Origin of the sequence: Enterococcus sp. FSL R5-0957, from assembly GCF_038008005.1 — a bacterium.
GTDB classification, from domain to species: domain Bacteria; phylum Bacillota; class Bacilli; order Lactobacillales; family Enterococcaceae; genus Enterococcus_B; species Enterococcus_B faecium.
Genome location: NZ_JBBOYG010000001.1, coordinates 963,934 through 976,991 on the forward strand (window position 1 = coordinate 963,934; position 13,058 = coordinate 976,991).

Below are 13,058 nucleotides of genomic sequence, written 5' to 3' on the forward strand. Positions count from 1 at the left end.
GGGATGTTGTTTGCCCAGTCTTCTTCTTTCTTTTTTATACATTATGCTCTTTGCCCAGCATTCATTCCTGCTACATGCCCTGTAGCGAAAGCCGCTGTGATATTAAAGCCGCCAGTATAACCATTGACATCCAGTAATTCTCCCGCAAAATACAGACCATCAATGATTTTACTCTCCAACGTTTTAGGATGAATTTCCTTTAGAGAAACCCCTCCACCAGTTACAAATGATTTCTCAATAGGAAAAGTCTTGTTGATTGATAGCTTAAACTCTTTGCATAATTGAACGAAATCTTGAATTTGTTTTTGAGAGGCTTGTTGTCCTGTCAGATGATCCATTTCAAGCCGCTCAAGAAAGAAAACTAACAATCGCTCAGGTAATAAACCGTGCCAGGCATTTACCAAGTTCTTTTTGGTGGTTTTACTTTTTTCTGTCAATAAATGAATAAGCTCTTGTTTGGTTTGTGTAGGGAAACAATCCAGAGAAAGTGTCACTGGTTCTCCCGTTTTCTCTAATTCTTTATTGACAAAACTTGAACAACGCAGTGCAGCCGGACCAGAAATACCGAAATGGGTGAAAAGTAAATCCATCGTATGTTCAGTCAATACACGACCTTTTTTATTTAAAACGCGTAAAGTGATGTCTTGTAAAGAAAGCCCTTGAAGTGTTTTCTCCTGAATATACGGTTCATCCGATATCAAGGGGGACTCTGTCGCATAAAGAGGCGTCACCGTGTGACCCACTCGCTTCACGATCTTGTACCCATCTCCAGTAGAACCAGTAGATGGATAAGTCCGTCCACCAGTTGTTAAGATAACGGCAGGAGCATGGAACTCTTCGAATTCCGTGCGTATACCGTAAATTTTATGTTCTTTGTGGATCAATTTCTCTACTCGAGTAGAGAATAGAAGCGTCACATCTAGTTCTTTCAGACGATTGAGCAATGCTTCGATAATCGTTTTTGATTTATTTGTTACAGGAAACATCCGTCCATGATCCTCTTCTTTTAAATGTACGCCTTGTGATTCAAAGAAGTTCATGATATCGAAATTATTCCATTGCGCAAACGTACTATATAAAAACTTTCCATTTCCAGGAATATGTGCAATCAAATCATCAACAGGACGATTGTTCGTAACATTGCACCGACCACCACCTGTCATCAGTAGTTTTTTTCCTGCTTTTTTGTTTTTTTCGATCAAGAGTACGCGTGCGCCTTGTTCAGCTGCAATGATCGCTGCCATCATCCCGCTTGTTCCAGCGCCGACTACGATCACATCATACAGTTTTTCCATTCCCTCACCTCAAGGAAAGTGTAGCATATCTGAAGAAAGAAAACAGAAAAAAATGTTTTGAGCCAAAAGAGAAAATGAGCTAAAATGAGGGAAGATAAGCAAAGGAGCGTGGAACGATGACAAACGCAACAGAATATGTTCAAGCAATTCAAGAAAAGCTACATCAAAAGGATCAAGGGCAAGAAGAATTTTTACAAGCAATCGATGAATTCATGCCCACGGTTATGTCCTTTTTGGACACTCATCCCGAATATATCGAAAAGAATATCTTAGAACTTTTAACGGAACCAGAAAGAGTTATTCAATTTCGAGTGCCTTGGCAAGATGATGAAGGAAACTGGCGAGTAAATAGAGGGTACCGTATCCAATACAACTCAGCTATCGGCCCTTATAAAGGTGGATTGCGCTTCCATCCTAGTGTCAATCTAAGTATCTTGAAATTTTTGGCTTTCGAACAGATTTTCAAGAATAGTTTAACCGGTCTGCCAATCGGTGGAGGAAAAGGCGGAAGTGACTTCGATCCTAAAGGAAAATCTGATAATGAGATCATGCGTTTTTGTCAAAGTTTCATGCTGGAATTGTCAAAACATATCGGCCCATCGATTGATGTTCCTGCGGGAGATATCGGTGTAGGAGCTAGAGAAATCGGCTATTTGTTCGGCGAATATAAACGATTGAAAAAATATGATACTGGTGTGTTGACAGGTAAACCTTTGGATTTTTGGGGAAGTAAGATACGTACGGAAGCTACTGGTTATGGATTAGTGTATTATGTCAAACATCTATTGAACGAAGAAAAAGATTCATTTAATCAAAAAACAGTTTTTGTTTCCGGAAGCGGGAATGTAGCCATTTATGCAATCGAAAAAGTGCAAGAGCTAGGCGGGAAAGTTGTTACATGTTCAGATTCTAGCGGGTACATCTATGATCCAGAAGGAATAGATGTGAAACTATTGAAAGAAGTCAAAGAAATCAATAGACAACGTTTGACGGAATACGCAAACCAACGTCCTTCTGCTATTTATCATGCTGGAGAATCTGTTTGGACATTGAAAGAAAAAGCGGATATCGCTTTGCCATGTGCTACTCAAAATGAAATAGACGAAAGCTTGGCCGAAATCTTAGTAGAAAATGGGATCAAAATCGTAGCAGAAGGCGCTAATATGCCATGTACAGTAAAAGCTGTTTCTGTTCTTCATGAAGCAGGCGTGTGGCATTGTCCAGGAAAAGCTGCTAATGCTGGAGGAGTGGCAGTATCTGCTTTAGAAATGAGTCAGAACGCCCAGCGATTGACTTGGGAAAGAGAGCAAGTGGATGAGCAGCTGGATCAAATCATGGAAACGATTTACCATACGTGTCGCCAAACAGCAGCCGAGTACGGCGACGAAAAAAATCTGCTTCTTGGAGCAAATGTTGTTGGATTTGAAAAAGTTGCCAAAGCAATGGCAGCAGAAGGTTTAGTTTGAAAAATGAAACTTTCTTGGAAATATTGTCAGCATTTTGTTTATTTGCTTGAAAAATAATAAAAAAAAACGTAAAGTATTACCTGTAGAGTAAACCTATAAGGAGGAGAACAAATGGCACACATTCATTTTGACTATTCAAAAGTAGCACCGTTTGTCAACGAACAAGAGTTAGGGTACATGCAAAGCCAAGTAACAGCAGCCCACAACGAATTACGGGAAGGTACTGGCGCAGGAAGCGACTTCCGCGGCTGGATCGATTTACCAACGAACTATGACAAAGAAGAATTTGCACGTATCAAAGAAGCAGCTAAAAAAATCCAATCTGATTCTGAAGTATTAGTTGTTATCGGTATCGGTGGTTCTTATTTAGGCGCTCGTGCAGCGATCGACTTCTTGAATCACACATTCTTCAATTTATTAGATAGCAACACAAGAAAAGCACCACAAATCTTCTTTGCCGGAAATTCAATCAGCTCAACATATATTGCTGACTTGATCGAAGTAATCGGTGATCGCGACTTTTCAGTAAACGTTATTTCAAAATCTGGAACAACTACTGAACCAGCGATTGCGTTCCGTGTATTCAAAGAGCTTCTTGTTAAGAAATATGGACAAGAAGAAGCAAACAAACGTATCTACGCTACAACAGATAAAGCAAAAGGTGCAGTTAAAGTAGAAGCAGATGCAGAAGGTTGGGAAACTTTCGTGATTCCTGATGACATCGGCGGACGTTTCTCTGTATTAACTGCTGTTGGTTTGTTACCAATCGCTGTTAGTGGTGCAGATATCGATGCATTGATGCAAGGTGCCGCTGATGCAAGCAAAGCATACTCAAGCGACAAACTAGAAGAAAACGAAGCTTACCAATACGCAGCAATGCGCAACATTCTTTACCGTAAAGGCAAAGTAACTGAGTTGTTGATCAACTATGAACCAGGAATGCAATACTTCTCAGAATGGTGGAAACAATTGTATGGTGAATCTGAAGGAAAAGACCAAAAAGGCATCTATCCTTCAAGCGCAAACTTCTCAACTGATTTGCACTCTTTAGGACAATTCATCCAAGAAGGACGTCGCAATATTTTTGAAACAGTTGTGAAGGTTGAAAAATCTCGTAAATCAATCACAATTCCTGAACAAGCAGAAGATTTAGACGGTCTAGGCTACTTGCAAGGAAAAGAAGTGGACTTCGTAAATACAAAAGCATTTGAAGGAACATTGCTTGCTCATACAGACGGTGACGTGCCTAACTTGCTAGTCAAAATTCCAGAAATGGATGCTTATACATTGGGTTATACAATGTACTTCTTTGAAATTGCTGTAGGTATTTCAGGTTACTTGAATGGAATCAACCCATTCGACCAACCAGGTGTAGAAGCTTACAAGAAACATGTTCGCATTCTAGGCAAAACCAGGCTTTGAAGATCTTGCTAAAGAATTGAACGAACGCTCGTAAGATAAGGATTTTTCGCTAAATTTAAAAAATCAGTATTAGAAACATGTTCGCTTCTAAATAAAATTAGTGATAGCGAACTTTAAAAAAAGCACTCAATTTTATGCTTTATTTGCTCTTCTATATAGTTTAGTTGATTCATTGATCTTTTTTTCACTTCGGGAGAAATATGGGCATAGACTTGTGTAGTAGAAATATCTTTATGACCTAAAAATCTTTGATATCTTCTAATAAGGACTGGAATATATTGACTTGAAGACCCATTCTATTTTTTGTTTTCTAAAATCAACAAAAAAAGCACTCACTGAGTGCTTTTACGATATATTCTTACTAAGATAAACAATTTTTCTTTTACAGATGAGGGTACCTACTGCTGCAATTACTTTTTTCTATGATCCGCTTTCGCTTCGCTTTCAATCCGTAAGATCGTTCCTTCGGGGCAAGCAGAACCATTGGCAGAGTCACCAGAAGTAATGACATCGAATCACTTTTCACCGTTTTCATAATTTACGTTGTATTTAAAACCTCTTCCAATTACTTCCCATTATCTGCTTTGATATCAGTTTCTGCAGGCATTGGAGCTTTGACTACCGCATAATAATCTTTACCTACATAAGTAGACTGATAGTAGTCCAACCTTCCATCCATAAAAGCAATCAATATGATAACGATCAACCCTAAAATTTTTTCATGAAAGATCTCCTTTTTATTTTTTATGATTTGTCAAATTAAGCTAGAATAAAATGCTTCTTGTACATAGCCTAAAATATTTCGATTTGCGTTCTGTATCCACGATTTTCTGAATATGATTACGTTGATTGCTGACACTGGAAATAAATGTCTGATCTAATTTCAAATCCATTGATTTCGGCAGTCCATTACGATCTTAACTTCGTTAGAATCGTTTAATGGGCGTTGAGAAGGTAAACGTCCGCAAAATATATATCAATATCATGCTGGTTACTATCGGCTTCAGAAATTTTCCACGTCAAACGTAATAGACGTTATTTTTAGGAAGCGAGAAAAACCGATTAAGGCAGTTTCAATATTCAATGCCTACGGCCGCTATTTAATCGTGATAATGACTTTAGATAACTCTTCAACTAAAGTACGACGGCACTTTTATGATGAATGCCAACGATCGTATCACCTTTCATGACCAAACCAAGAATTGAAATCAGATATCAGGTCGCGATCATGGATTGAGCGCTGATACTGCTGTTTTCCCCGTTTTTCCTGATGGCCATTGTTTTTTTACCTTTCATCGGTAGTGTGTCAATATCAAATATTCCTTTAGAAAATAAACGATAAAGTGTTCTCATACCGCATGAAACAGGCTCTTTTTTCGCCCGATAATGACGTCAGGCGTCCAACCAAGAGTGACTTTCTTTAATGTATCTACTTGCGAGCAGGTAATTGAATGACTTTTCTACCATTTTCTTACTTTCTCTTTATACTCGGTGCCAATAACAAGAGCAGCTCCGCCTTGGTTGAACTTATTGATCACACGCAACAGTTGTTACAGCACGTCCCATTCGGTTAGCGATTTCAACTGGCTTATTATGTTGAAGATAATATGCATTCTATCAATTGTCGTTTCATTATGGTAAGATGCTCGTAGGTCATTTATGGTTACACTTCTTGCTTTCTTCGTCGGAATACACCGAGTGTATCATAAATGCTCTTTTTATTTTCTAACTTAATTTTACAATTCGCGCTTATTATACGCCGATTGTAAAATTAAGCTAGACAACTAAAAAAGTCATTTGTGCTACACTCAAAATAGTTCCGTCCAAAGAATTATAAGGAGGAGTACAAATGACCTATACCCATCTTACAACGGATGAACTTGTAATGATAGAGTCTTATTTCAAATAAATCAATCTGTTGCGAAAATCCGCATTGCTTGAATCGTTCAAGACAAACGATCCATAAAGTATACTCGTTCTTCAAGCAAAATCAGCCTTAGAGTACTATCAACAGTATAAGAAAACAAATCAAACTGTGGTAGACGCCCGCTTGTTTTACCTGAGGAACAATCAGAATATATTCAAAGAAAGGTTGCTCAAGGATGGACACCTGATGTGATTTTGTTGGTCGTGCAGCGTTTCCTATTCGTTGTTCTGCTCGTACCATTTATCGTATGTTCAAAAAGGGGCTATTTAATCCTTCTGACTTACCGATGAAAGGCAACAAACTAAATGGACATCAAGAAAGATCGTGGAAAACAAGCTCAATGCTCATTCATGAACGTGAAAAAGATTATAGCCACTCAATGAGTTTGGTCACCTTGAAGGTGACACTATCGTAGGTTTGAAACATAAAGTGCTGTAATTACCTTAGTTGAGCGATTATCAAAAGTTATCATCACATTGAAACCGTGTGGTAGACAAGCGATTGATATTGAAAACAAATTAAATCATTGGTTTGAATTGCACGAAAAATCTATTCAAATCCATCACTTTTGATTGTGGAAAGGAATTTTCAAATTGAAACAGATCAGTAATGCCAATGATATTGCCATTTATTTCGCTGATCCAGGAACGCCGTCTCAAAGAGGCCTAAACGAGAATTAACGGATTGTTACGTAGAGATGGTTTATTGAAATCTATGGATTTCACAGTAGATGAATCTTTTATTCAATCTGTCGCATCGAAACGAAATAATATTCCTAGAAAATCACTGAACACCTTTTGGAAGTATTTTTGAGTTACGGGTATTGATTATTCAACTTAATTTGACAATTAAGAATATTAAATATTATACAGATAATAACGGAATATTATCATCGAAACAGCTAACAAAATTGTCATAAAAAACGAGATGGTTGATATTAGAACTTGTGTTTTTGTTTAGATCTAGAGATAAAGAGATACAATTTCCAAATATATGTAATGAATACAAAAAGACGTTTGTCGCGGATTACCGTTACAAACGTCTTTTATTGATTTTCCGAGATCTCATCAGTCGCCATTTGGAATGGTTCACTCCTTATCTAGATTCGTTTAATGCTCGGACTGCTTGTTCGATTGTAATACCAAACGCAACGTTATTTTCGTTTTGTGCATCAATCGCCATAAAACGGTTAGAAGTTGTATCAAAAGCTACGCGGTATTGCATATTCGTTTTTGTAAACGTCATAAAATCCATCTCCTTTGTAATGTAATTTAGTTCTTGAAAGTTTCCTTTAAACTTTCGAACTTATACCAAGTTTAGCATCGTACGTTTTTTGATGCAATTAAAAAGCATTTATCATTTTCCTTATTTATTTTTTCTTAAATGGTTTAGCTATTTTCTTTTAATCCGATAAGTAGCCCAATCATCAAGGTTACAAATACTATTGCTTGAATATAAATCATATGCTCACCTCTTTATAAATAACTTAGCAATATAAAGAAAAAAACGCACGAACAACATAGGAATATAAACAAACGTTTTTGTCACAACGTCTAAGATCGTGTTAAAAAATAGTTATCTAAAAAGCAGAAAGATACTCAAAATAAAAAATAAAAAAATGAATAAAAACGTTTTCAAATATAAGGTAATTTATTATTATAAAATAAAGAAAAACAAAATAAAAATAAAGAAAAGAGGGAATGAAATGGTAAAAGCAGAAGTAGGAAGATCTTATATATGCAAACCGATCGGAGTATCTCATGAACTAATCGGCTGTATTGAACGTACATATATCAACACGGCTGTCGTGTATGTTGAAAGTTATGACCAACGAGACTATCAACTTATCAATGAAAGCAAGTATCGCATGCTCGTAAAATTCTGTGATATTAGCGCACCTGCTGAATTGGTTTTTTAAACAGTATTTTTGAGAATTCGCAAGAACTCCCTTATAATATAAATAAAGACAGAAGGGAGCGAGAAGATATGCCAAAAAGAAAAAGTTCAGGGAAAATGGGAATTATTCTTGCAGTGATCTCTGCAATTCCTGCTATTTTAGCTATTGTTCGTGCGATGAAGGAATCAAGAGAAAGTTAAGCACACATTATGAGCGTCAAACAAAAAACGCATAACCTGCCACCGCAGGTATATGCGTTTTTTGTTGTATAAAGACTTTTTTCATTAACGATTTTTGATTAGCCGACTCCCAAAACAAAATTTAGCAGTTTATCTGAATAAGTGATTTCTTCATCTGTTTGTTTCACACTTTCATTTAGTAGTCCCATCTCATCGGTTATGATACCATCCACACCATAAAACATCATGCGACTCATGGCATCTGAATCGTTGATTGTCCATACATATACTTCTTTTCCGTCTTGGTGGGCAGAATTAATGAAGTTACGGTTGATCGTACTATATTCCATTGTCAGAAAATCAGCAGGTGTCACAGGGGGCCCAACAATATTGAAAGGTAAGATGTAGCCCACATAAAAGTTTGGTTCTGCTTCTTTTAAATCTGAAACGGTTTGGTACGTCAAACTTTGCAAAATATGATGGTTCTCTAAGATAACTTTGCGGTATTTATGGACAAATCGTTCGACAAGGTCATCCGAATCTTTTTTAGAGGTCTTGATCTCAATAAGTAATTTTTGGTTTAGCTTATGTGCTTTTTCCAAATAAGAATCAAAAGAACAAACAGGGGCTTGCACTCCGTTTTCAGTAACTGTAAGATTTGTCAATTCTTTCAATGTAAGATCCTGTGGTGTTCCATTTACCCCTGTTAAGTGACGAAGATTTGCATCATGCATCACTACGAAATGACCATCTTTTGTTTCCTGAACATCCATCTCTACATAATCAGGATGATAGTCTCTGCTTGTTTTTTCAAGTGCTTCTAAAGTATTTTGCGCCCCATTTTGGGTACTCACACCTCTGTGAGAGACAGTCACTGGTTTTGTCTGAACAGCTGAAGTCAGATAATCCATATTGTAAAGACAGACGCCAATACCGAAAAAAACTGCAAAAAGAGTCAAACCAGTGTTTTTCAGCGCAGAGAAACGCAAGTTGGGGGCTTGTGGGATAAACCACTTAGGGATCTCAGGCAAGAAGCCTTCGTCATCCATGAAATCAACAATGATATAAAAAATCCCTACGGTAGACATCACGATATTGAATAATAAAATCCCTTGTAAAAGCGTCATAGCAAACACAGCGCTGATCAATGCATAGTCTGGGAAAAATTGTTCAACCATACTTTGTGCCAAAATAACAACGATATATCCTAAAGAAGAAAGGAGTAAAATCGTACCGCCAATCACAATAAATTGGCCCGTGATGGCCAAAAGACGCGATTTGGTCAATGACCAGCTTTCCCGAATGGCTGCTCGAAAAGGACGATCTCGTAGAATCATTTCCGGTAAAGCAAAAATCAGTCGAATCCCAATATAGCCAAGGAAAATATAAACGAGTAAAAAGGAACTGACGATGATCCAACGGTTAGCAAAAATAAAATCCATAATGAAAGCGGGGATTTTTATTTTTGACAGTAGATCAGAATTAAAACTTAATCCGCTGATCGGTAGAATCAATAAAAAATAAGCAAGGAAAAACAAAAAAGTAATGGGTCTCACTTTCTTCAGCTGAAGTATCGTCAAGTGTAAGAGTTGCTTCAAAGAGATTGGTTCTTTCTTTTTAATAAAAAAGACACTCATCAAAAGAAAAGTAAATTCGAAATAAACTAACAGTAAAATCATCATCAAAACTACGATTAACGAGAGTAGAACTCCAGGATGTTGAGAAAAAATTGAAGGAATATTGTCATAAGACAAATAGTCAATTGCCCCTCGGTGTAAAATAAAACGGGTCGTACTGCTCAATAAGGGTAAACAAATAAATAAAATAAAGCCATGCATCAGCAAGACATCACGGAAATAAGCTTGTGTTCCTTTTAAAAAGTCCCAAGCATTACCTAAGCTACGTTTTAAATAATTCATCCTATCACCTGCTCTTCACATTGTAGCGCAAATCTAATGAAAAAGGAAAGGGTGCAGTGTGTTTTGCAGCCCCTTTCCCAGATTTAACATTGTCAATCAATGACTAATTTTGCAAAATAAATATTATCCAAGAAGACCACTTAGATATTGGCCTCCATAAATCAAGGCCATACTATATAAGAAAATCGACAGTGGTTTAGCAATCAAAATGATTAGTGTATATCGTTTCACTGACATGTTTGTCAATCCAGCCATCAAACATAACGCATCGTCAGGAGCAACTGGAAGAAAAATAGCTAGAGCAAACAGCTTCTCAAAGCGGTTTTGATTATCCAGCCAGCCAATATATTTGTTATATGTCTTATCGCTAATCATGGAAAGTATGAATGGCTTTCCATAACGACGCCCTAGCAGAAAAATGATAATCGAACCAATGCAGATTCCAATATAGTTATAGATAAATCCAGCATAAGGGCCAAATATCAGGACACCAGCTGCAGTACTGATCCCTCCAGGAATGATTGGAATAACTACTTGCAGGATTTGGATGAAGACAAAAATAATCGGTCCTAAAATGATGGAATCACCTACTAATCCTCTTAACGCATTCAAATCTTTGAAAACACCTAAATTAATAAAATAAATCGTCAGCGCGATTGATAGGCCTAATCCGATAATGGATATGAAATTTATCAGTTTTCGAGAGGCAGCAATATTCATTATTCATCAACTCCTTAGAGGTTCTTTGTTAACTATACTTTACTAGAAAAGCAACTAACTGCGCCATTTTTTGATATGACAGAAAACAAACAATTTTGTAAGTTCATCATAAGTATAAAAGATTGATCTCAAAAAAACATCCAACTAAAGACTTATTTAATAACTTGTTTTTTTTAAAATATGATTTGTCAAATTAAGCTAGAATAAAATGCTTCTTGTACATAGCTCAAAAATATTTCGATTGGTGTTCTGTAATTCAATGATTTTCTTGGAATATGATTACGTTGATTGCTGACACTGGAAATAAATGTCTGATTCACTTCTCTAAAATCCATTGATTTCGGCAGTCCATTACGACGCAGAATCCCGTTAGAATTCTCGTTTAATGGGCGTTGAGAAGGTGTTCCAGGGTCCGCAAAATATATATCAATATCATGTTGGTTACTAATGGCTTTCCAGTTAGAAAATTCTTTTCCACAGTCAAACGTAATAGATTTAAAGAAGTTTTTAGGGAAGCGAGAAAACCATTGATTAAGGGCAGTTTCAATATCTAATGCCTTACGGCCGTTGGGTTTAATCGTGATAATGACTTTAGATAATCTTTCAACTAAAGTAATGACGGCACTTTTATGATGAATGCCAACGATCGTATCACCTTCAAGGTGACCAAACTCAGAATTGAAATCAGGATAATTATCAGGTCGATCATGGATTGAGCGCTGATACTGTTGTTTTCCCCGTTTTTCCTGATGGCCATTGGGTTTTCTTTTACCTTTCATCGGTAGTGTGTCAATATCAAATATTCCTTTAGAAAATAAACGATAAAGTGTTCTCATACCGCATGAAACAGGTCTTTCTTTTCGCCCGATAATGACGTCAGGCGTCCAACCAAGAGTGACTTTCTCTTTAATGTAATCTACTTCATGAGCAGGTAATTGAATGACTTTTCTACCACATTTTTTCTTATTTTCTTTATACTGGTGCCAATAATCAAGAGCAGTCTTACCTTGCTTGAACTTATTGACTACATTATAAATAGTTTGTATAGCACGTCCCATTCGGTTAGCGATTTCAACCGGCTTATTATGTTGAAGATAATATGATTCTATCATTGTCAGTTCGTCTATGGTAAGATGTTTGTAGGTCATTTATGGTTACACTCCTTTGTTTTCTTTCGTCGGAAATACAATTTGAGTGTACCATAAATGCCTTTTTATTTTTCTAACTTAATTTTACAATTCGCGAAATAAAAAAAGCGTTAGCAACTATGCTTAAAAAGCATATCGACTGAATAAACTAAGCATTGGACAGGCTGGAAGACTACATTTAAAATGAAATGCGAAGAAACAATAGAAAATAAAGTTGCCTTAGAACCATAGTTGAATCACCTAACAGTCGTGAAGGGAGAATAAGAGAAATGGCAGAAAAACAAACCGCAGGACGAGATCAATTAGGAGATTTTGCACCAAAATTTGCAGAATTGAATGATGATGTTTTATTTGGACAAGTATGGTCCAGAGAAGAATTATCTGCTCATCAGCGTAGTATCATCACCATATCTTCATTAATTTCAGGAGGAAATTTTGAACAATTGCCAGCTCATCTGAAGATTGGCAAACAAAATGGCATTACTGGTGAAGAAATAGCAGAAATCATTACCCATTTAGCTTTTTATGTAGGATGGCCAAAAGCTTGGTCAGCTTTTAACTTAGCAAAAGAAATCTATCTAGAAGGAAACAGCGTAAACAAGAAAGAGGCGTAAATGATGACAAAATACGAAGAAATACACAATGGCGTGATTTTTCCAGCAGGGGAAAAAAACGAAGCTTACGCTCAGGTATTTACTGGGCAAAGCTATCTGAATATGTTAGTGAATGATCCCGAAGTTTCTGTTGGTGTAGGGAATGTAACATTTGAACCAGGTTGTCGCAATCACTGGCATGTCCATACAGATGGATATCAAATCTTACTTGTGACTGGCGGAGAAGGATGGTACCAGGAAGAAGGAAAGCCAGCAAGACGATTAAGAGCTGGAGACGTTGTGGTGACGCACAAAGGAATCAAACACTGGCATGGTGCTACAAAAGACAGTTGGTTTGAACATTTAGCGATCACTTCCGGAAACTCAGAGTTTTTAGAACCTGTAACAGATGAAGTGTATGAAGGATTGGGAAATCAATAATGTCAAGCTTGAACAGCTCCTGAAAGTAGATTTTAATCGAACTTTCAGGAG

9 protein-coding genes and 4 pseudogenes are annotated in these 13,058 nt (G+C 36.8%); 6 read left to right on the top strand and 7 right to left on the bottom strand.

Features of this window, described 5'->3' with window-relative positions; translation table 11 throughout:
* Positions 1-41: 41 nt before the first annotated feature.
* Positions 42-1,295: a BaiN/RdsA family NAD(P)/FAD-dependent oxidoreductase gene (locus tag MKX69_RS04635; protein WP_341009027.1), complete on the bottom strand. Its 1,254-nt coding sequence runs from the start codon at positions 1,293-1,295 to the stop codon at positions 42-44.
* Between the two features lie 116 nt (positions 1,296-1,411).
* Between MKX69_RS04635 and gdhA the strand changes: the two genes are divergently transcribed.
* Together gdhA and MKX69_RS04645 are read left to right on the top strand one after the other, a co-directional pair.
* Positions 1,412-2,761 (top strand): NADP-specific glutamate dehydrogenase, encoded by a 1,350-nt coding sequence (gdhA, locus tag MKX69_RS04640; RefSeq protein WP_341009028.1) that lies wholly within the window; start codon positions 1,412-1,414, stop codon positions 2,759-2,761.
* 111 nt (positions 2,762-2,872) lie between these two features.
* A pseudogene (locus MKX69_RS04645) lies at positions 2,873-4,217 on the top strand (glucose-6-phosphate isomerase).
* A gap of 298 nt (positions 4,218-4,515) precedes the next feature.
* Here MKX69_RS04645 and MKX69_RS04650 read toward each other — a convergent pair.
* Both MKX69_RS04650 and MKX69_RS04655 read right to left on the bottom strand, forming a co-directional pair.
* Positions 4,516-4,862 (bottom strand): annotated as a pseudogene (locus MKX69_RS04650) (YxeA family protein).
* Between the two features lie 75 nt (positions 4,863-4,937).
* Positions 4,938-5,840: pseudogene (locus MKX69_RS04655) on the bottom strand (IS30 family transposase).
* Between the two features lie 192 nt (positions 5,841-6,032).
* On the opposite strand from MKX69_RS04655, the pseudogene MKX69_RS04660 reads away from it, so the two are divergent.
* Positions 6,033-6,937, top strand: a pseudogene (locus tag MKX69_RS04660) (IS30 family transposase).
* Positions 6,938-7,205: 268 nt separating this feature from the next.
* Here the strand turns inward: MKX69_RS04660 and MKX69_RS04665 are convergent.
* The gene (locus MKX69_RS04665; protein WP_002293931.1) at positions 7,206-7,355 is read right to left on the bottom strand and encodes a hypothetical protein; all 150 of its coding nucleotides are present in this window, start codon (positions 7,353-7,355) and stop codon (positions 7,206-7,208) included.
* Between the two features lie 460 nt (positions 7,356-7,815).
* Between MKX69_RS04665 and MKX69_RS04670 the strand changes: the two genes are divergently transcribed.
* Positions 7,816-8,028: a hypothetical protein gene (locus tag MKX69_RS04670; RefSeq protein ID WP_341009030.1), complete on the top strand. Its 213-nt coding sequence runs from the start codon at positions 7,816-7,818 to the stop codon at positions 8,026-8,028.
* A 277-nt stretch (positions 8,029-8,305) separates the two neighbouring features.
* On the opposite strand, the gene MKX69_RS04675 is transcribed toward MKX69_RS04670, so the two are convergent.
* The 3 genes from MKX69_RS04675 to MKX69_RS04685 form a co-directional block, all read right to left on the bottom strand.
* Positions 8,306-10,105, bottom strand: a complete 1,800-nt coding sequence (locus tag MKX69_RS04675) for a glycerophosphoryl diester phosphodiesterase membrane domain-containing protein (RefSeq protein ID WP_002293929.1) — start codon at positions 10,103-10,105, stop codon at positions 8,306-8,308.
* Between the two features lie 123 nt (positions 10,106-10,228).
* On the bottom strand, positions 10,229-10,825 hold the full coding sequence (locus tag MKX69_RS04680) for a TVP38/TMEM64 family protein (RefSeq protein ID WP_002287776.1): 597 nt from the start codon (positions 10,823-10,825) through the stop codon (positions 10,229-10,231).
* A 188-nt stretch (positions 10,826-11,013) separates the two neighbouring features.
* The gene (locus MKX69_RS04685; protein ID WP_002293280.1) at positions 11,014-11,973 is read right to left on the bottom strand and encodes an IS30-like element IS6770 family transposase; all 960 of its coding nucleotides are present in this window, start codon (positions 11,971-11,973) and stop codon (positions 11,014-11,016) included.
* A gap of 269 nt (positions 11,974-12,242) precedes the next feature.
* On the opposite strand from MKX69_RS04685, the gene MKX69_RS04690 reads away from it, so the two are divergent.
* Together MKX69_RS04690 and MKX69_RS04695 are read left to right on the top strand one after the other, a co-directional pair.
* Positions 12,243-12,587 carry a carboxymuconolactone decarboxylase family protein gene (locus MKX69_RS04690; protein ID WP_002293927.1) on the top strand — a complete coding sequence of 115 codons (345 nt, stop codon included), beginning with the start codon at positions 12,243-12,245 and terminating at the stop codon, positions 12,585-12,587.
* Positions 12,588-13,007: a cupin domain-containing protein gene (locus MKX69_RS04695; protein WP_341009033.1), complete on the top strand. Its 420-nt coding sequence runs from the start codon at positions 12,588-12,590 to the stop codon at positions 13,005-13,007.
* Positions 13,008-13,058 lie beyond the last annotated feature (51 nt).